Origin of the sequence: Pseudomonas sp. JV449 (assembly GCF_032424295.1) — a bacterium.
Lineage (GTDB): Bacteria > Pseudomonadota > Gammaproteobacteria > Pseudomonadales > Pseudomonadaceae > Aquipseudomonas > Aquipseudomonas marginalis.
This window is the reverse complement of record NZ_VYKD01000019.1, coordinates 256,613-276,173: the sequence shown is the minus strand read 5'-3', so window position 1 is coordinate 276,173 and position 19,561 is coordinate 256,613. Positions and strand designations below refer to the sequence as shown.

Genomic DNA, 19,561 nt, shown 5'->3' with positions numbered 1-19,561 from the left:
TGAACGCGGCGCCTGTGAGTTTTTCGCGAGCAAGCTCGCTCCTACAAAAAGCCTTAACTGACTGGCAAGCCTCCTCCCACATTGGTTTGCATTCCAGCCCGCCGGTCGTGAAATTAGCAAGCAAGCTAATTATTCCATTTGACTTTCGCTGCCTAGGCAGTAACATCTCGTCATACATTCACTGCCTAGGCAGTAATAAGGTGACTTCCGATGCCCCACTTCACCCCTGAAAACTTCCACAACTGCCACCTCGGGCTGTTGCTGGGCCGTGCGGCGCTCCTCAAGGACCGCATCATCGACACCCACATGGAACCCCACGGCATCACGGCCGCGCAGTTCAAGGTGCTGATCATCATGGCCCAGTTCGGCGTCGACACCCCGGCCGAGCTGTGCCGCAACCTGTCCCTGGACAGCGGTTCGATGACCCGCATGCTTGACCGCCTCGAGCAGAAAGGCCTGCTGGACCGCAAACGCTCCGAGCAGGACCGCCGCCAGGTGCAGTTGGTGCTGACTGCCGACGGCCAGCGCCTGGCAGACATGCTGCCGCACATAGGCGCCCAGGCGTTGAACCAACTGGCGGGCGTACTTGAGGCTGGCGAGCTGGAAACCCTGGAACGGATTCTCAAGAAAATTCTGATAGCTGCCGGTGATCCCATCACCCTGCAGCGGGTAGGTAAAGCATGAACACACGTGCCCTATGCCTGGTGCTCGTGGCCATGAGCATGGCCGGTTGCGCCAACTACAGCGGCCTCGACACCCAGGGCCGGCGCCTCGACGCCAACACCTTGCAGACCGGTAAATCCCTGAGCGGGGTGACCCTGTCGAGTGCCGCCTGGCCCAGCGCCGACTGGTGGAAAAACCTCGGCGACCCGCAGCTCGACGGCCTGATCCAGGAAGCCCTGCAAAACAGCCCCGACATGCAAGTCGCCAGCGCCCGTGCCCATCAGGCCGAAGCCGCCGCCTATGCCGCGAATGCCGCACGCATGCCGACCCTGGATGCCAGCGCCGGCGTGAGCCGTTCACGCCTGGCCAAGGACCAGGACCCGCGCGGCGAGGGCGATGCCTACTCGACCGTGCGTAATATCGGCGCCAGCTTCAATTACAACTTCGACCTCTGGGGTGGCCAGCGCGCCGCCTGGGAAGCCGCGCTGGGCCAGGCCCGCGCCGCCGAAGTCGACCAGCAGGCCGCGCGCCTGACCCTCGCTGCCGATGTGGCCAAGGCCTACAGCGACCTGGGCCAGGCGCACATCGTGCGCGACCTGGCCGGCGATGACCTCAAGCGCACCCGGCAAATGCTCGACCTGAGCAAGCGCCGCCTGGCTGCGGGCATCGACAGCCAGTACCAGTACCAGCAGACCGAAAGCCTGGAAGCCAGCTCCCAGTCGCAATTGATCGATGCCGACAAACAACTGCAGAGCGCCCAGATCGCACTCGCCGTATTGCTCGGCAAAGGCCCGGACCGAGGCGGCGAACTGGCTCGTCCGAATGTGCTCAAGCCCGCCGCTGTCGCCGTGCCTTCGGTGTTGCCCGCCGAGCTGCTGGGCCGCCGCCCGGACCTGATCGCCGCGCGCTGGCGAGTCGAGGCTGCGAGCAAGGACATCGCCGCCAGCAAGACGCGCTTCTACCCCAACCTCAATCTCAGCGCGAGCGCCGGGGCCGAGTCGTTGCTGGGGGATGCGATGTTCGGCTCGGCCAGTCGCTTCTTCAACATTGCGCCGACGATCTCGTTGCCGATCTTCGATGGCGGCCGCCTGCGCGCCGACCTCGATGCGCGCGATGCCGACTACGACCTGGCCGTGGCCCAGTACAACAAAACCCTGGTGCAGGCCTTGGGCGATATCGGCAACACCCTTTCGCAACTGCGCGAAACCGGTCGGCAGATCCAGGCCCAGCAACACGCCACGGACATTGCCCAGCAGTCCTACGACACCGTGGTCCAGCGCTACGGCTCAGGGGTCGGTAACTACCTGGACGTGCTCAGCATCGAGCAGCAATTGCTGCAGGCCCAGCGTCAGCTGGCGACCCTGAATGCCGGGCAAATCGATCTGTCGATTCAATTGATGCAGGCCCTGGGTGGCGGATACAGCGCCGACAACGTGGCGTCGACCACCCCAGCCACACGCACGGAATAATTTGAGGTATTTGTCATGGCCACTGCCGAAAACACCAACGCTACAGAACAACCCAAAGACAACAACCCACGCAAACGCAAGGTCATGCTGATCGGCCTCGCGCTGATCGTCATCCTCGGTGTCGTGGGCGTATGGGGCTGGTATGAATTCTACGGGCGCTTCAACGAGAGCACCGACGACGCCTATGTGAACGGCAACGTGGTGGAAATCACCCCGCTGGTCACCGGCACCGTGGTCAGCATCGGCGCCGACGATGGCGACCTGGTTCACGAAGGCCAGGTGCTGATCAACTTCGACCCCAATGACGCCGCCGTCGGCCTGCAAAGCGCCCAGGCCAACCTGGCCCGCACCGTGCGCCAGGTGCGGGGCTTGTACAGCAACGTCGATGGCATGAAAGCCCAGGTCAACGCACAGAAAGCCGATGTGCAAACTGCCCAGGACAACTTCAACCGTCGCAAGACCCTGGCCCAGGGCGGCGCGATTTCCCAGGAAGAGCTGTCCCACGCCCGTGACAGCCTGACGGCTGCGAAAAACGCGCTGACCAACCTTGAGCAGCAACTCAAGACCAGCAATGCGCTGGTGGATGACACCGTGATCTCGTCCCACCCGGACGTGCAGGCCGCCGCCGCGCAACTGCGCCAGGCTTACCTGGCCAATGCGCGCAGCACCTTGATCGCGCCGGTCACCGGCTACGTGGCCAAGCGCACCGTGCAACTGGGCCAGCGCGTGCAGCCGGGTACGGCGTTGATGGCGGTGATCCCGCTGAACCAGCTGTGGATCGACGCCAACTTCAAGGAAACCCAACTGCGCGACATGCGCATTGGCCAGCCGGTGGACATCGAGTCGGATATCTACGGCAGCGACGTGAAATTCAGCGGCACCGTGGATAGCCTTGGCGCCGGCACCGGCAGTGCGTTTGCCCTGCTGCCGGCGCAGAACGCCACCGGTAACTGGATCAAGATCGTGCAACGGGTGCCGGTACGCATCCACATCAATGCCGAAGAACTGGCCAAGCACCCGCTGCGGGTCGGCCTGAGCACCGTCGTCAATGTCGACCTGCATGACCAGAGCGGCCCGGTATTGGCGCAACAGGCGCCGCAAAAGGCGACCTTCACCACCAACGTGTACGACCGCCAATTGGCCGAGGCTGACGCCATGATCACCGAGTTGATCCATGCCAACAGCATCGCTGCGCCCAAGGCTGCGCAACGCTGATGAGCAATAACGCCTCCTTCACGCCGCCCAGCCTGTTGATGGCCACCATTGGCCTGTCGCTGGCGACCTTTATGCAGGTGCTCGACACCACCATCGCCAACGTGGCCTTGCCGACCATTTCCGGCAACCTCGGCGTGAGTTCGGAGCAGGGCACCTGGGTGATCACCTCGTTTGCGGTGAGCAACGCCATCGCCTTGCCGCTGACCGGTTGGTTGAGCCGGCGGTTTGGCGAAGTGAAGCTGTTCCTGTGGGCCACCATGCTGTTTGTGCTGGCCTCGTTCCTCTGTGGTATTTCCACTTCGATGCCCGAATTGATCGGCTTCCGGGTGCTGCAAGGCCTGGTGGCCGGGCCGTTGTACCCGATGACCCAGACACTGCTGATCGCGGTCTACCCGCCGGCGAGGCGTGGCATGGCCCTGGCGTTGCTGGCGATGGTCACGGTGGTGGCGCCGATTGCGGGGCCGATCCTCGGCGGCTGGATCACTGACAGTTACAGCTGGCCGTGGATCTTCTTTATCAACGTCCCCATCGGCATCTTTGCGGTGATGGTGGTGCGTGCGCAATTGAAGAAGCGCCCGGTGACCACCAGCTACCAGCCGATGGATTACGTCGGGCTGTTGAGCCTGATCGTGGGCGTCGGCGCGCTGCAGATCATCCTCGACAAGGGCAACGACCTGGACTGGTTCGAATCCAACTTCATCATTGTGGGCGCGGCGATTTCGGTGATTGCCCTGGCGGTGTTCATCATCTGGGAAATGACCGACAAGCACCCGGTGGTCAACCTGCGGCTGTTTGCCTACCGTAACTTTCGCATCGGCACGATTGTGTTGATCCTCGGCTACGCGGGCTTCTTCGGCATCAACCTGATCCTGCCGCAATGGCTGCAAACTCAGATGGGCTACACCGCCACCTGGGCCGGCCTGGCGGTGGCGCCGATCGGCATCCTGCCGGTGCTGATGTCACCGTTCGTGGGCAAGTACGCGCACAAGTTCGACCTGCGCCTGCTGGCAGGCCTGGCGTTCCTGGCGATTGGTCTGAGCTGCTTTATGCGCGCGGGCTTCACCAATGAGGTGGACTTCACCCACATCGCCCTGGTGCAGCTGTTCATGGGCATCGGCGTGGCGCTGTTCTTCATGCCGACCTTGAGCATCCTGATGTCCGACCTGCCACCGCACCAGATCGCCGATGGCGCCGGTCTTGCGACCTTTCTGCGGACCCTGGGCGGCAGCTTTGCGGCCTCGCTGACCACCTGGATCTGGATTCGCCGGGCGGACCAGCACCATGCGTACATGAGCGAGAACATGACCACCTATGACTCGGCCACCCGCGACGCGCTGCAGGCGCTCGGTGGGGCAGGGCACAAGGCCTACGCGCAACTGGACCAGATCCTCACCAGCCAGGCGTACATGATGTCCACCGTGGATTACTTCACGTTGCTGGGGTGGATGTTCATGGGGTTGATGCTGCTGGTGTGGCTGGCCAAACCGCCGTTTGGCGCCAAGGCAGGGCCGGAAGCGTCCGGCCACTGATTGGCAAAGACTGAAATGCAATCAATTGTGGGAGGGGGCTTGCCCTAATGCCGTTCAGTTAAGCGAAAGTGATTCACTGTAGGAGCGAGCTTGCTCGCGAAGAACTCAGGGCCACCGCGCTTATCGAGAATGAACGCGTTGCCTGGGCGTTTTTCGCGAGCAAGCTCGCTCCTACAAAAAGCCTTAACTGACTGGCATTAGGGCAAGCCCCCTGCCACATTTTGATCTCTGTTCACATTGGATCAGTGGTGTTTGAGGATCAGGCGCCAGGCAACGCCAGCTGCGGATTGACGAAGTCAAACGCCGCCAACTGAAAGCCTTGCTCATCCGCCTGCAACGCCCAGCCCTGCTTGTCCCAATCCCCCAGCACAATGCGCTTGGCCGCCTGGTCGCCAATCTGCAGCTTATGGATCGCCGGGCGGTGCGTGTGGCCGTGGACCAGGGTGCGCACGCCGAACTGCTGCATCACCCGCGGCACTTCCTCGGGCGTCACATCGACAATGTCGTTGGCCTTCATGCGCGTTTGCGCGCGGCTTTCACTGCGCAGCTTGCGCGCCAGCCGATGGCGGGTGCGCAACGGCAGGTGACGCAGGATAAACAGCACGATGGGATTACGCAGGATGCGCCGCAGCTTCATATAGCCAAGGTCGCGGGTGCAGAGGCTGTCGCCGTGCATCAACAGCACGGGTTCGCCTGCGAGCTGCACGACACTCGGGTCCTTGAGCAAGGTGGCGCCTGCCGCTTTGCAGAACGCCTTGCCGAGCAGGAAGTCGCGGTTGCCATGCATGATAAAAATCGGGGTGCCGCTGTCGCTCAGCTCGCGCAGAGCCTCGCAGATCGAACGCTGGAAGGGCGTCATCCCATCGTCGCCAATCCAGGCTTCAAAGAAGTCCCCCAGAATGTACAACGCCTGGGCGCCACGGGCGCGGTTGTGAAGCAGATCCAGAAACGCCCGGGTAATGTCCGGGCGCTCCTCTTCCAGATGCAAATCTGAAATCAGTAATATCACTCAACGATCTCGGCTTTCTCGACGATCACGTCTTCGACCGGAACGTCCTGGTGACCGGCCTTGGAGGTGGTCGACACGCCTTTGATCTTGTCGACAACGTCCTGGCCTTCGGTGACTTTACCGAACACGGCGTAGCCCCAGCCCTGTACGTTCTTGCCGCTGTGGTTCAGGAAGGTATTGTCGGCCACGTTGATGAAGAACTGCGCGGAGGCCGAATGCGGCTCCATGGTACGGGCCATGGCGACGGTGTACTTGTCGTTGGAAAGGCCGTTGTCCGCTTCGTTCTGGATGCTTGGGCGCTTGTCTTTCTTTTCTTTCATGCCAGGCTCGAAACCGCCGCCCTGGACCATGAAGTTACCGATGACACGGTGGAAAACCGTGTTTTCGTAGTGGCCGGCCTTAACGTACTCGATGAAGTTGGCGACGGTGATCGGCGCTTTCTCGGCGTTCAGCTCGATGACGATGTCACCGTGGTTGGTGGTCAGTTTGACTTGAGTCATGTTCACTACTCTTTTCAGGGAATTCGTGGGTTTGGACGCCTGGGGCGCCTTACCTGTCTGGCTAAACGGCGGCCAAGGCGCGCAGTTTAGCGTGCCCGGCAGGAATTTCGAGGTGGTTTTTTACCGCCCGGTTAATTAAAGCAGCAGTTTTTGGTCGTGACCTGTCAGTGTCTTGACAGCATCAGCTATGATATCGCCTTTGTTTTATCTGGCCCCAACCGGCCACGAACCTGTCTGTTCAAGGATCCTATGAGCAAGCCCACTGTCGACCCTACCTCGAATTCCAAGGCCGGACCTGCCGTCCCGGTCAATTTCCTGCGCCCGATCATCCAGGCGGACCTGGATTCGGGCAAGCACACGCAGATCGTCACCCGCTTCCCGCCAGAGCCCAACGGCTACCTGCACATCGGTCACGCCAAGTCGATCTGTGTGAACTTCGGCCTGGCCCAGGAGTTCGGTGGCGTCACGCACCTGCGTTTCGACGACACCAACCCGGCCAAGGAAGACCAGGAATACATCGACGCCATCGAAAGCGACATCAAGTGGCTGGGCTTCGAATGGTCCGGTGAAGTGCGCTATGCCTCCAAATACTTCGACCAGTTGTTCGACTGGGCCGTCGAGCTGATCAAGGCCGGCAAGGCCTACGTCGACGACCTCACCCCGGAGCAGGCCAAGGAATACCGTGGAACGCTGACCGAACCGGGCAAGAACAGCCCGTTCCGCGACCGCTCCGTAGAAGAGAACCTCGACTGGTTCGCCCGCATGCGCGCCGGTGAGTTCCCGGACGGCGCCCGCGTGCTGCGCGCCAAGATCGACATGGCCTCGCCGAACATGAACCTGCGCGACCCGATCATGTACCGCATCCGCCACGCCCATCACCACCAGACCGGCGACAAGTGGTGCATCTACCCGAACTACGACTTCACCCACGGCCAGTCGGACGCCATCGAAGGCATCACCCACTCCATCTGCACCCTGGAGTTCGAGAGCCATCGTCCGCTGTACGAATGGTTCCTCGACAGCCTGCCGGTCCCGGCGCACCCGCGTCAGTACGAGTTCAGCCGCCTGAACCTGAACTACACCATCACCAGCAAGCGCAAGCTCAAGCAACTGGTGGATGAAAAGCACGTACATGGCTGGGATGACCCGCGCATGTCCACACTGTCGGGCTTCCGTCGCCGTGGCTACACCCCGGCCTCGATCCGCAACTTCTGCGACATGGTCGGCACCAACCGTTCCGACGGCGTGGTCGATTTCGGCATGCTGGAATTCAGCATCCGTCAGGACCTCGACGCCAACGCCCCGCGCGCCATGTGCGTGCTGCGCCCGTTGAAAGTCGTGATCACCAACTACCCCGAAGGCCAGGTCGAGAACCTCGAACTGCCGCGTCACCCGCAGAAAGAAGAGCTGGGCGTGCGCAAGTTGCCATTCGCCCGCGAGATCTACATCGACCGTGACGACTTCATGGAAGAGCCGCCAAAAGGCTACAAGCGCCTGGAGCCGAACGGCGAAGTGCGCCTGCGCGGCAGCTACGTGATCCGTGCGGACGAAGCGATCAAGGACGCCGACGGCAACATCGTCGAGCTGCGCTGCTCGTACGATCCGGACACCCTGGGCAAGAACCCCGAAGGCCGCAAGGTCAAAGGCGTGGTCCACTGGGTGCCTGCCGCTGCCAGCATCGAGTGCGAAGTGCGCCTGTACGATCGTCTGTTCCGCTCGCCAAACCCTGAGAAGGCTGAAGACAGCGCGAGTTTCCTCGACAACATCAACCCTGATTCCCTGCAAGTACTCACTGGTTGTCGTGCCGAGCCATCGCTTGGCGACGCACAGCCGGAAGACCGTTTCCAGTTCGAGCGCGAAGGCTACTTTTGCGCGGATATCAAGGACTCGAAACCAGGCGCTCCGGTATTCAACCGTACCGTGACCTTGCGAGATTCGTGGGGCCAGTGATTTAAGGGAAACATCGTGCTAACGATCTACAACACGCTCAGCAAGACCAAAGAAGTCTTCAAGCCGCTGGATGGCAACAAGGTGCGCATGTACGTGTGCGGCATGACCGTGTACGACTACTGCCACATCGGCCACGGCCGCAGCATGGTTGCCTTCGACCTGGTGACCCGCTGGTTGCGTTTCAGCGGCTATGACTTGACGTACGTGCGCAACATCACCGACATCGACGACAAGATCATCAACCGTGCCAACGAAAACGGCGAGTCGTTCGACGCGCTGACCGAGCGCATGATCGCCGCCATGCACGAGGACGAGGCGCGCCTCAACATCCTCAAGCCGGACATGGAACCGCGTGCCACGGACCACATCCCCGGCATGCACGCCATGATCCAGACCTTGATCGACAAGGGTTACGCCTACGCTCCTGGCAACGGTGACGTGTACTACCGCGTCGCCAAGTTCATGGGCTATGGCAAGCTGTCGCGCAAGAAAATCGAAGACCTGCGCATCGGCGCGCGCATCGAAGTCGACGAAGCCAAGCAGGATCCGCTCGACTTCGTGCTGTGGAAAGGCACCAAGCCCGGCGAGCCGAGCTGGGAATCGCCATGGGGCGCCGGGCGTCCGGGCTGGCACATCGAATGCTCGGTGATGTCCACCTGCTGCCTGGGCGAGACCTTCGACATTCATGGCGGCGGCAGCGACCTCGAGTTCCCGCACCACGAAAACGAAATCGCCCAGAGCGAAGCCGCCACCGGCAAGACCTACGCCAACGCCTGGATGCACTGCGGCATGATCCGCATCAATGGCGAGAAGATGTCCAAGTCCTTGAACAACTTCTTCACCATCCGCGACGTGCTGGAAAAGTACCACCCGGAAGTGGTGCGTTACCTGCTGGTGTCCAGCCACTACCGCAGCGCCATCAACTACTCCGAAGACAACCTCAAGGACGCCAAGGGCGCCCTGGAGCGGTTCTACCACGCGTTGAAAGGCCTGCCATCCGTGGCGCCGGCCGGCGGCGAAGCGTTCGTGGCACGGTTTACCGAAGTCATGAACGATGACTTCGGCACACCGGAAGCCTGTGCGGTGCTGTTCGAGATGGTGCGCGAGATCAACCGTTTGCGTGAGAGTGATCTCGACGCGGCGGCGGGCCTGGCGGCGCGCCTGAAAGAACTGGCCAGTGTGCTGGGCGTGCTGCAGATGGAAGCCGACGAGTTCCTGCAGGCCGGCGCCGAAGGGCGTGTGGATGCGGCGCAGGTGGATGCGCTGATCCAGGCGCGTCTGGCGGCTCGTGCCAGTAAAGACTGGGCGGAATCCGACCGTATCCGTGACCAACTGACCGCGATGGGTGTGGTGTTGGAAGATGGGAAAGGTGGGACTACTTGGCGGTTGGCTGACTGACGGTTGGTTGCTGTACGTTGAATAAAAAAACGCCCCGACTGGTTCGGGGCGTTTTTTGTAGTATGGAGATTAGTATGCGTCAAACTAGCTGGATTTATAGCGCTCTCATCAAAACCACCATCTGATTTCCCATCTAACAGGTAGAGCCCCCGCGTGAGCGGGTATACAGAAAAAAGCAATCCATCCAATGAAGGGGTAGTTTGATATAAGATCTGGGTTGTATCCGAGTAAGGGAAAGTTGTTTTTTTCGATCATGCTTAAGTATGTGATCGAAAAAAAGCCATTAAATATTAAACATAGTAGAAATTTTGCAAGAAAATACTCGGTTCCAGAGAAGCGTATTTTTAGTGTGTATGCGCAAAGAATTCCCCATGTGGCAAATAGCGGGAAAGTCAAAACGAACCAGAGTGTCAATGTTTTTCCTCGTCGTACATCTGCTTTATCGTTTGAAAATCTGTATAGACTTCGATTCCCATCGTAGTTGGGGTCATTGTTTTGTACGCTCGGATGTAATCGGTTGGGAGGTATCTAAATAGGCGCCAAGCATCAGGTTTAAGTACGTGTCTCGCAGCACTGTAGACGGATAAGCCAATATCAGCTGCACCGTAGGCCATATTGGCTGCTCGTTCATCATGACCCATAGCGAATGCGGCCGACTGATATGCAGCACGAACCGGGCCGACCGCATCTGATTGTCCCGTCACTAGATTACGCCCACCCTCATATACGTTATTTGCACCATGTGCGATCAGCGGCACCCCCGCAATGAGACAGAGCGTGCCAACTGATGCGTAGCAAATTCCAGCTCCTGTGGCCATTTGCAGCGCGCCTGCTACAACTCCAATACCTTTACGCCCAATCTCCATTGACTGGTTCAGCAGGCTTTGTTGTTCGGTTTTTATCTCCACGAGCCCCTGCGCAACCGTCTTTTTTCCCTGCTCCACATCGTTAACAATACTGCGAGCGTAATAGGCCACTTCCCGATTGAATATCGAACGATTAACGCCATCCTGTAGATGTCGGGCACTTATTGCGCACGCATGATTGGTCAGTTTTGCAGCGGCTTGGCTGACTACCCCCAAGTCATAGAAAGTAGGCGTTTGATTTTTGTTCTTTGAGTTCATCGCCCGGTTTCCCATGAGCCATAGCCGCTGGTCCCCGCGATGTGATGTGTCCAGATAATTTCCCGATAACAAATCGACAGATGTTCTTGTGCGTCTACATCATTCAGGAGTACGGAATGGGGAACGTCGACGGTCAGGCTGGCAATGATGCAGCCCCTTATATCGACGGTGTAGTATTTTTCGTGCCGACCAAACTGTGAAATTCGATAGAAGTTGATGACGCAGTTCAGTTCTTCTCTGTTGGATAACGCCACGGCCAGCAAGGGCGAGGATTTATCAATGCTTTTTGTGATGACCACAGGGCCGTGAGTGGAAGCACTGACGTTGCCGGTGTTGAGCATATTGTGGTTGAAGGACATCACCATGATTTCATCCCTGTGCCCCTCCTGACATTTGTTGCCAATAGAGTCTTGAGTTGAGCAGCCAGCCGAGATCAGGCCTTGAGATTTTCCGTTAATGGACATGTAACCGTGGTTAGCCATGGAAGTTGGTATCCTGATTTATTCACCATAAACATACGGAAAAATGTAAATAGGAAATATCGGATGTTTCGCCTTTTATCGTGCGAGCGGGATGTAGGATTATTCGGTTTTGTGCGAGAAGAAAAACGCCCCGTTATGCAGGGGCGTTTTGCTGTGGTTGTGTGAGCGAAGGTAATGACGGCATTCGTCGCCTACTATTTTTCAATTCCCGCGCAATGCTCATTCAGTGCTTCATTCACCAGAAGCTGGATAGTTTCCACCATTCGGCAAATCCCTAGTGCCACGCTGCGTGGTGTGCCATCAATCTCAAAGGCTAAATGACTAGCCAATGCCTGAACTGACGCAAGGTCCTCCGAAGCATTGACCAGTAGTGTCTCGGCATCCAGTCCTTTACGTACAGTAAAAAGACCTAGCCCGTCATCAGGTGGCCCAGGCGTTGAAGACGGATTCAAATGATGGTTAATCGCTTGATCAGCACAAGCGTGAAGCGAAGATGAATCCAGCGGCGGATTCGAATTGTCTTTAATCATGGCGAAGCTCCCAGAGTATTGGAGTCACCTAGAGTCTAATCGGGCTGCGAAACCCGGTCGCTGAATTTGCAGCGACCACCTAAGATTAGAAAGCCATTTTCCGAGCGACAACACTAAATCTTTGTAGGAAGTTTCTCTACGACCAATATCGAGGTGTTGCTGACCTCATAAGCGCTACCAGCTGCGTCGTTATGGACAGTCGCATGGTATTCACCGTTCTTGAAATGCAGGGCAACGCCGTCATCCAGCGCGTAGGCGGGGTGTATGTTTTTAAGTCGAACCAGTTCAACAAACGAAGATTCTCTCCCCACCTCTGAACTGAAGTGCGGGCACAGCGCGCCAGGGAGAAAACCCAGCCCGTCGATCAGCGCATATACGCCTCCTGAGTCGGAATGCCCGTGGTCGAACCAGCAGATGGCGCCGGCACTGACGCCGCAAAGCGCTTTGCCGTGTTCCTGGGCTTGCTTCAAAAGGGCGGTCACGTCAAATTCACGCCAGATGGCCAGCAAGGCTCGGGTGTTGCCGCCGGCCACATAGATGATGTCAGCCTGCTCAAACAGCGCGGCAACATGACCCGGGGCTGGAAAAGGCGGAATGAAAAACGTCAATGGCACAACGGTGCAGCCGGCGCTTTGGTATTTGAGCGTGAAGTCGGCAATCTTCGTACGGTCATCGCCATTGGCGGTGGAGATATAGAGCACCGTGGGCTGGGTTTTGCCCGACGAAGCGACGATATATTCGTCGATGCCGGTCATGCGTGTCATGTCTTCGCTGGACTCGCCGCCGATGACAATAATGTTTTTATCCATGGTGAACTCCTGTCTCAGCACAGCGGGCATACCCAGGTCTTAGGACATTTCCCAAAATGCCCGTAGGGTTTGACGCTCATTCCATCCTAGCTTTAGATGATTGCCACGACCAAACCCAAGACGAAACTGGCGGTAATTCAAATGGATTGTATTTTCTGCAGCATTGTCCGCAAAACTTCCCCCGCCCACATCCTGTGGGAAGACGACCACCACATGGCGTTCCTCTCGATCTTCCCCAACACCCCAGGCTTCAGCGTGGTCATCCCCAAACAGCATTACGGCAGTTATGCGTTTGCGCAGTCGGATGAGGTGCTGGCTGGTCTGATGGTCGCGACCAAGAAAACCGCTTTGCTGATCGACCGGGCGTTTCCCGATGTGGCCCGCACGGGGATGATGCTGGAAGGGTATGGGGTGGATCACTTGCATGCGAAGTTGTTTCCCATGCATGGGACGGGGCAGGACAGTGCGTTCAAGCCGTTGAGTTCGAAGGTGGATAAGTTTTTCGAAGCTTATGAAGGCTATATCTCTTCCCATGACCATGTGCGGGCGGATGATGCCGAATTGGCTGAGCTGGCAGAGCGAATCCGATCTTTCGTCTAGCACAAATCCAAATGTGGGAGGGGCGGTGCGACGATTCGACTTGCTCCCGATTGCAGTGGATCAGTCGGCTCATCTGTAGCTGACCCACCGCAATCGGGAGCAAGCCCCCTCCCACATATTGACTGTGTACGGTCTGTCACTCAGCGGCGGCTGCTGACCTCGGCGGGTACGTCGTCACCGGCCATGCGCTTGCGGAACAGCGCGGTGCGGGCCAGCAGCAACGTGGTCACCGGCACCGTGATCGCCAGCAGGATCGGTATCAACCACCCGTGCAGCACCGGCCCGGACTTGAGCACCGAAAAGTAAACAATCGACGCCAACGCCACGCACCACGCGCCCAGAGTCGAAGCCAATGCCGGCGGATGCATGCGCTGGAAGAAGTCCTTCATGCGCAGCAAGCCAATCGCGCCAATCAGCGCAAACACGCTGCTGAGCACCAGCAGCACCGCCACTATCACTTCCATCCACAGCGGCATCATTCAATCACCTCTCCGCGCAGCAGGAATTTGGCCAGGGCAAACGAGCCGACGAAGCCGAACAACGCGATCAGCAGCGCCGCTTCGAAGTAGGTATCGCTGGCATAACGAATACCCAGCACCAGCATCATCAGCATGGCGAGGATGTACAGGTAGTCCAGCGCCAGTACCCGGTCCTGGGCCGAGGGACCTTTGAACAGGCGGATCAGGGTCAGCACCATGGCCAGGGAGAACAGGAACAGGCTGAACAGGATCGCATTGGAGAGCAGGGCGCTCATTCGAAGATCTCCATCAGGGGCCGCTCGTAGGTGGTCTTGAAGTGCTCGATAAACGACGCTTCATCCTCCAGGTCGAATACGTGCAGCAGCAGGATGCTGCGGTCCAGCGCCAGTTCCGACCAGATGGTGCCGGGGACCACGGTGGTGATCATCGACAGGGCGGCGAGGCCGTTGGCGTCGCGCAGGTCCAGGGGGATTTTGACGAAGCGCGAACGCGGTGGGCGTGAGCCGCACATCAGCACGCCCCAGGCCACTTGCAGGTTGGAGACGATCACATCGCGGCCGACCAGGAAAAACAGGCGGATGATCACGCCAGGGCGGCGGATGCGGATCGGCAGCGGGCGCAGCGGTGCCATCAGCAGCGGTGCAAGCAGGCCCAGCAGCGCGCCAAGCAGCAGGTTGCCGGGGCTGACGGACAGGTTCAGCACCAGCCACAGCAACCACAAGGCCAGGGACAACCACGGGGCAGGCAACAGGCGCTTCATGGCTGCACCTCCAGCGCGGCGGTCTTGGCTTCGGGGCTGGGGACCGGACGCGTGGCCATCACCGCCATCACGTAGTGTTCCGGGTTGTTCAGGCTTTGGGCAGTGGCCTGGGTGTAGCGCATCAGCGGCTCGGCCTTGAAGGTCAGCAGGATGCTCAGGCCCAGCAGGAAGAAGATCGGCACGCATTCATAGCGGCGCAGCAAGGGCGATGGGCGCTCTTCCGGGGTCCAGAAGCGCTGGATACCCAGGCGCGCGAAGGCGATCAGCGAGGCCAGGCCCGAGAGGATCAACAGCGCCACCAAACCCCAGGCCGCGGGGCGAATGGGTTCATCCACACTGACGCCCAGGCCCAAGGGGTTAACCAGCGCACTCAACAAACTGAGCTTGCCGATAAACCCGGACAGCGGCGGCATGCCGATGATCAGCAGGGCGCAGGCGACAAAGCTCAAGCCCAGGAAGGCCATGGTCCAGGGAATCACCTGGCCGACCACGGCTTTCTGCTCGTCATCCAGGTTCACGCCAGGACGCGGATGCAGGGATTCCATGGCCTTGGGCAGTGCGTCGATTTCTTCATCCAGCGGCAGGTCGTTGGCCGAGCGCGAGCGCTCGATCAATTCGGCCAGCAGGAACAGCGCACTCAACGCCAGGGTGGAGCTGACCAGATAGAACAGCGCTCCGGCGGTCAGGCTTGGCTGGGCGAAGCCAACGGCCGACAGCAGGATGCCGGCCGAGACCAGGATGCTCAAGCTGGCCATGCGCTCGAGCCGCTGCGCCGCCACCATCGCCAGCGCCGCGCAGATGATCGTGGCCATGCCGCCGTACACCAGCCAGTCGCCGCCAAACAACGCCGACGCGCCGGCCTGGCCGGAGAACAACAGGGTCCACAGGCGCAGCACGGTGTACACGCCGACCTTGGTCATGATCGCGAACATCGCTGCCACCGGCGCACTGGCCGAGGAGTAGGCGGGGGCCAGCCAGAAGTTCAGCGGCCACATGCCGGCCTTGGCCAGGAATGCGGTGGCGAGGATCGCCGCACCGGCATGCAGCAGGCCGCGATCCGCCTCGGGGACCAGGGGGATTTTCAGTGCCAGGTCAGCGAAGTTCAGCGTGCCGGTCACGCCGTAGATCATCGCCGCGCCAATCAGGAACAGCGACGACGCCAACAGGTTGATCGCGATGTAATGCAGCCCCGACGACACCCGCGCCCGGCCCGAGCCGTGCAGCATCAAGCCGTAGGACGCCGCCAGCAGCACCTCGAAGAACACGAACAGGTTGAACAGGTCCGCCGTGAGGAACGCGCCGTACAGGCCCATCATCTGGATCTGGAACAGCGCATGGAAGCTGGTGCCGGCGCGGTCCCAACGGGCCATGGCGAACAGCAGCGCGCTCACGCCGATGATCCCGGTGAGCACCAGCATCAGCGCCGAGAGCTGGTCGACCACCAGCACGATGCCGAACGGCACCTGCCAGTTGCCCGGCAGGTACACGCCAATCGAGCCGGGGCCGCCTTTTTGCGTCCAGTACAACAGCAGGATCGCGATGCCCAGGCCAATGACGCTGGAGAACAGGTTGATCCTGGCCTTCAGCGGGCGGCGTTTTTCGCCGAGCATCAGCATCAGCGCGGCGGTGAGCAACGGCAGCAGGATCGGGGCGACGATCAGTTGGTTGACCCAATTCATTCCTTGGGCTCCCGGCCGTCCACATGGTCAGTGCCGGTCAGGCCCCGTGATGCCAGCAGCACCACCAGGAACAACGCGGTCATGGCGAAGCTGATCACGATGGCCGTGAGCACCAGGGCCTGGGGCAGGGGGTCGGTGTAGTTGAGCAGGTCCTGGGGCACGCCGTCCTTGATGATCGGCTCCTTGCCGATAAACAGGCTGCCCATGCTGAAAATGAACAGGTTGACCCCATAGGACAACAGGCACAGGCCCATCACCACCTGGAACGTCCGTGGCCGCAGGATCAACCAGACGCCGGAGGCCGCCAGGACCCCAATGGCAATTGCGATGACTTCTTCCATCAGGCGGCTCCTTCGGTGGCGGCGACTACTTTGGCCTGGTTGCTCGGTTTATGCGCGCGCACCGACTGGTGGCCGAGGGCGGTGAGCATCAACAGCGTCGAGCCGACGACCATGGCGTATACGCCCACATCGAAGAACAACGCGCTGGCAACATGAATATCGCCCAGCAGCGGCAGGCTGAAATGCCAGGTATGGGTGGTGAGGAACGGGTAGCCGACAAACAACGCGCCGATCCCGGTCAGCGTCGCCGAGAACAGGCCGAAGCCCATCCAGCGCATCGGCCGCAGGCTCATCTGCGCCTCGACCCACTGGGTGCCGGCAACCATGTATTGCAGGATAAACGCCACCGACATCACCAGGCCGGCGACAAACCCGCCGCCCGGTTGGTTGTGGCCGCGCATGAACAGGTAGAACGACACCACCAGCGCAATCGGCAGCAGCAGGCGCACCAGCACCGCCGGCACCATCATGAAGCCCAGGGCGGTGTCGCTGGCCTGGCGCGGGTTGACCAGGTCGGTGGCCACGTCCGGCGCCAGTTGACGCTGCTGTGGCGGCAGCTCCATGCTTTCCTTGGACGGGCGGAAACGACGCAGCAGGGCGTACACCGTCAGCGCCACGGCGCCGAGCACGGTGATTTCGCCGAGGGTATCGAAGCCCCGGAAGTCCACCAGCATCACGTTCACCACATTGCTGCCACCGCCCTCGGGCAGGGCGCGGCTCAAGTAGAACGAGGAAATATCGTTGGGCGTCTGGCGCGTCAGCATCGCATAGGACAGCAGCGCCATGCCGCCGCCTACCACGGTGGAGAGCAGGAAGTCGCGCAGACGACGGATGCGCGCCTTGCGCAGCGAACTGGGCAGCGGCGAGACCTCTTCGATCCGCCGTGGCAGCCAGCGCAGGCCGAGCAGGATCAGTACGGTGGTGACCACTTCCACCACCAACTGGGTCAGCGCCAGGTCCGGCGCCGAGAACCACACGAAGGTGACGCAGGTCATCAGGCCGCACACGCTGACCATGGTCAGGGCCGCGAGCCGGTGGTACTTGGCTTGCCAGGCGGCGCCGAGGGCACAGGCAATCGCCAGCAGCCACAGGGTGACGAACACGATGGAGCCCGGGATCTTCGGGCGGTCGCCCCAGCTGAGGCCGCTGTTGAGCATCGGGATCATGGCGCCGATCACTGCGACGATCACCAACAGGAACAATTGGGTCTGCAGGCGCTTGGTGCTGATGCGTTTCTCGATCCTGCGCACGCCGCGCATCATCACCACCAGGCTGCGCTCGAAGCCGCGCTTGCCGTTGAAGTAGCTGATGACCGGCGGGTACTTGAAACGGCCGCGCTTCAGTTGTTTGCGTAGCAGTAGGTAGAGCACCACGCCACCGGACATGGCCACCAGGCTCATGATCATCGGTGCATTCCAGCCATGCCAGATCGCCAGGCTGTATTCCGGCAGCACGCCGCCGACCACCGGCAGCGCCGCGGCGGCGAGGATCGAACCGACCACCTGGGCCGGGAAGATGCCCACCAGCAGGCAGGTGAATACCAGCAGCTCAACCGGGGCGCGCATCCAGCGCGGGGGTTCGTGAGGTGTGTGGGGCAGGTCGGTGGCGGGCGGGCCGAAGAACACATCCACGGTAAAGCGCAGGGCGTAGGCCACGCTGAACGTGCCGGCGATGGTCGCGATCAGGGGCAGGGCGATTTCCACCCATTGGGTCGACGAGATAAACACGGTTTCAGCGAAGAACATCTCTTTGGACAGGAAACCATTGAGCAATGGCACGCCGGCCATGGATGCACTGGCCACCATCGCCAGGGTCGCGGTAAACGGGATCAGGCGCACCAGGCCACTGAGCTTGCGGATGTCCCGCGTGCCGCTTTCGTGATCGATGATGCCTGCCGCCATGAACAGCGAGGCCTTGAAGGTGGCGTGGTTGAGGATATGGAACACCGCGGCGACGGCGGCCAGCGGGCTGTTGAGGCCCAGCAGCAGGGTGATCAGCCCTAGGTGGCTGATGGTGGAATAGGCTAAAAGGCCTTTGAGATCATTCTGGAACATGGCGCAGTAAGCGCCGAGGAGGAGGGTCAGGGCGCCGGCACCGCCGACGATCCAGAACCATTCTTCGCTGCCGGACAGCGACGGCCACAGGCGGGCCAGCAGGAACACGCCGGCCTTCACCATCGTTGCCGAGTGCAGATAGGCAGACACCGGGGTCGGTGCGGCCATGGCGTGGGGCAGCCAGAAGTGGAACGGGAACTGCGCGCTTTTGCTCAGGGCGCCGATCAGCACCAGCGCGAGCATCACCGGGTACAGCGAATGCGCGCGAATCTGCTCGCCGGCCGCCAGCACCTGGTCCAGCTCATAGCTGCCGACGATATGCCCCAGCAGCATCACGCCCGCCAGCAGGCACAGGCCGCCCGCGCCGGTGACCATCAAGGCCATGTACGCACCACGACGCGCATCGGCGCGGTGGTGCCAGTAGCCGATCAACAGGAACGAGAACAGGCTGGTCAGTTCCCAGAAGAACACGATCTGGATCAGGTTGCCGGAAATCACCAGCCCGAGCATGGCGCCCATGAAGGCCAGGAAAAACGCGAAGAAACGCGGCACCGGATCGTCCGGCGACATGTAGTAGCGCGCATACAGCGACACCAGCGCGCCGATGCCGAGCACCAGCATCGAGAACAGCCAGGCGAATCCATCCATGCGCAGCACGAAGTTCAGCCCAAGGCTGGGCAACCACATGAATTCTTCGCGGATCACGCCACCGTGGGCGATCTGGGGGTAGAGCAGGGCGACTTGAACGGTTCCGACCAGGGCCACAAGGCCAGCCAGCAGGGATTCGGTGTTACGTGCATTGTGCGGCAGCAAGGCCGCCAGACAGCTGCCGATAAAAGGCAGAAGCAGTAGAACTATCAGGGACATAGGCTTCTAATCTGCGGGAGTTTGGGATGCATCATACGTGCCGCTTTGTCGATCACCAAACGGCAACATGTGGCAGGATCCTACAAAGTAGGTCGAAAACTCC

The 19,561-nt window shown here is 60.4% G+C and carries 19 protein-coding genes; 7 read left to right on the top strand and 12 right to left on the bottom strand.

From position 1 onward, the window contains the following. Positions 1-210 precede the first annotated feature (210 nt). The 4 genes from F6S08_RS18915 to F6S08_RS18900 are packed head-to-tail and all read left to right on the top strand — an operon-like array spanning position 211 to position 4,876. Entirely contained in the window at positions 211-684 is a 474-nt protein-coding gene (locus F6S08_RS18915) for a MarR family winged helix-turn-helix transcriptional regulator (protein ID WP_027606282.1), read from the top strand. Beyond that, positions 681-2,132, top strand: coding sequence for an efflux transporter outer membrane subunit (locus F6S08_RS18910; protein ID WP_315872150.1), 1,452 nt, complete (start codon positions 681-683; stop codon positions 2,130-2,132). The genes F6S08_RS18915 and F6S08_RS18910 overlap by 4 nt, the downstream gene beginning before the upstream one ends. A 15-nt stretch (positions 2,133-2,147) precedes the next feature. Beyond that, positions 2,148-3,347, top strand: a complete 1,200-nt coding sequence (locus tag F6S08_RS18905; protein ID WP_065948374.1) for an efflux RND transporter periplasmic adaptor subunit — start codon at positions 2,148-2,150, stop codon at positions 3,345-3,347. After that, positions 3,347-4,876, top strand: coding sequence for a DHA2 family efflux MFS transporter permease subunit (locus tag F6S08_RS18900; RefSeq protein ID WP_027606285.1), 1,530 nt, complete (start codon positions 3,347-3,349; stop codon positions 4,874-4,876). The genes F6S08_RS18905 and F6S08_RS18900 overlap by 1 nt, the downstream gene beginning before the upstream one ends. A gap of 259 nt (positions 4,877-5,135) precedes the next feature. Here the strand turns inward: F6S08_RS18900 and lpxH are convergent, their stop codons facing one another. Next, entirely contained in the window at positions 5,136-5,885 is a 750-nt protein-coding gene (gene lpxH / locus F6S08_RS18895) for a UDP-2,3-diacylglucosamine diphosphatase (RefSeq protein ID WP_027606286.1), read from the bottom strand. Continuing rightward, positions 5,882-6,385, bottom strand: coding sequence for a peptidylprolyl isomerase (locus F6S08_RS18890; RefSeq protein ID WP_027606287.1), 504 nt, complete (start codon positions 6,383-6,385; stop codon positions 5,882-5,884). The genes lpxH and F6S08_RS18890 overlap by 4 nt, the downstream gene beginning before the upstream one ends. Positions 6,386-6,634: 249 nt before the next feature. Here F6S08_RS18890 and F6S08_RS18885 point away from each other — a divergent pair, with 249 nt between their 5' ends. Next, positions 6,635-8,335 carry a glutamine--tRNA ligase/YqeY domain fusion protein gene (locus tag F6S08_RS18885; RefSeq protein ID WP_065927033.1) on the top strand — a complete coding sequence of 567 codons (1,701 nt, stop codon included), beginning with the start codon at positions 6,635-6,637 and terminating at the stop codon, positions 8,333-8,335. Positions 8,336-8,350: 15 nt separating this feature from the next. Continuing rightward, a complete protein-coding gene (gene cysS / locus F6S08_RS18880; RefSeq protein ID WP_315872149.1) occupies positions 8,351-9,733 on the top strand; it encodes a cysteine--tRNA ligase in 1,383 nt (460 codons plus the stop codon). A gap of 410 nt (positions 9,734-10,143) precedes the next feature. Here cysS and F6S08_RS18875 read toward each other — a convergent pair whose 3' ends face one another. The 4 genes from F6S08_RS18875 to F6S08_RS18860 form a co-directional block, all read right to left on the bottom strand. Further along, positions 10,144-10,857 (bottom strand): DUF4225 domain-containing protein, encoded by a 714-nt coding sequence (locus F6S08_RS18875; protein WP_315872148.1) that lies wholly within the window; start codon positions 10,855-10,857, stop codon positions 10,144-10,146. Then, positions 10,854-11,339 (bottom strand): Hcp family type VI secretion system effector, encoded by a 486-nt coding sequence (locus F6S08_RS18870; RefSeq protein WP_074847190.1) that lies wholly within the window; start codon positions 11,337-11,339, stop codon positions 10,854-10,856. Before F6S08_RS18870 ends, F6S08_RS18875 begins: the two co-directional genes overlap by 4 nt. A 194-nt stretch (positions 11,340-11,533) precedes the next feature. After that, complete coding sequence (locus F6S08_RS18865; protein ID WP_074847189.1) at positions 11,534-11,869, bottom strand: DUF6124 family protein; 336 nt, start codon at positions 11,867-11,869, stop codon at positions 11,534-11,536. Positions 11,870-11,982: 113 nt separating this feature from the next. Continuing rightward, a complete protein-coding gene (locus F6S08_RS18860) occupies positions 11,983-12,678 on the bottom strand; it encodes a peptidase E (protein ID WP_074847188.1) in 696 nt (231 codons plus the stop codon). 141 nt (positions 12,679-12,819) lie between these two features. Here F6S08_RS18860 and F6S08_RS18855 point away from each other — a divergent pair, with 141 nt between their 5' ends. Further along, positions 12,820-13,278, top strand: coding sequence for an HIT family protein (locus F6S08_RS18855; protein WP_074847187.1), 459 nt, complete (start codon positions 12,820-12,822; stop codon positions 13,276-13,278). A gap of 140 nt (positions 13,279-13,418) precedes the next feature. Here F6S08_RS18855 and F6S08_RS18850 read toward each other — a convergent pair whose 3' ends face one another. From F6S08_RS18850 to F6S08_RS18825, 6 genes are read right to left on the bottom strand one after another with little or no spacing between them, the layout of a single operon-like run. Next, a complete protein-coding gene (locus F6S08_RS18850; RefSeq protein WP_074847186.1) occupies positions 13,419-13,757 on the bottom strand; it encodes a Na+/H+ antiporter subunit G in 339 nt (112 codons plus the stop codon). Then, the gene (locus F6S08_RS18845) at positions 13,754-14,032 is read right to left on the bottom strand and encodes a K+/H+ antiporter subunit F (RefSeq protein WP_005789171.1); all 279 of its coding nucleotides are present in this window, start codon (positions 14,030-14,032) and stop codon (positions 13,754-13,756) included. The genes F6S08_RS18850 and F6S08_RS18845 overlap by 4 nt, the downstream gene beginning before the upstream one ends. Further along, the gene (locus F6S08_RS18840; protein WP_065927037.1) at positions 14,029-14,517 is read right to left on the bottom strand and encodes a Na+/H+ antiporter subunit E; all 489 of its coding nucleotides are present in this window, start codon (positions 14,515-14,517) and stop codon (positions 14,029-14,031) included. The genes F6S08_RS18845 and F6S08_RS18840 overlap by 4 nt, the downstream gene beginning before the upstream one ends. After that, complete coding sequence (locus F6S08_RS18835; protein WP_027606292.1) at positions 14,514-16,196, bottom strand: monovalent cation/H+ antiporter subunit D; 1,683 nt, start codon at positions 16,194-16,196, stop codon at positions 14,514-14,516. The genes F6S08_RS18840 and F6S08_RS18835 overlap by 4 nt, the downstream gene beginning before the upstream one ends. After that, complete coding sequence (locus F6S08_RS18830; protein WP_003192163.1) at positions 16,193-16,537, bottom strand: Na+/H+ antiporter subunit C; 345 nt, start codon at positions 16,535-16,537, stop codon at positions 16,193-16,195. Before F6S08_RS18830 ends, F6S08_RS18835 begins: the two co-directional genes overlap by 4 nt. After that, positions 16,537-19,458: a monovalent cation/H+ antiporter subunit A gene (locus F6S08_RS18825; protein ID WP_065948368.1), complete on the bottom strand. Its 2,922-nt coding sequence runs from the start codon at positions 19,456-19,458 to the stop codon at positions 16,537-16,539. The genes F6S08_RS18830 and F6S08_RS18825 overlap by 1 nt, the downstream gene beginning before the upstream one ends. Positions 19,459-19,561: the final 103 nt, after the last annotated feature.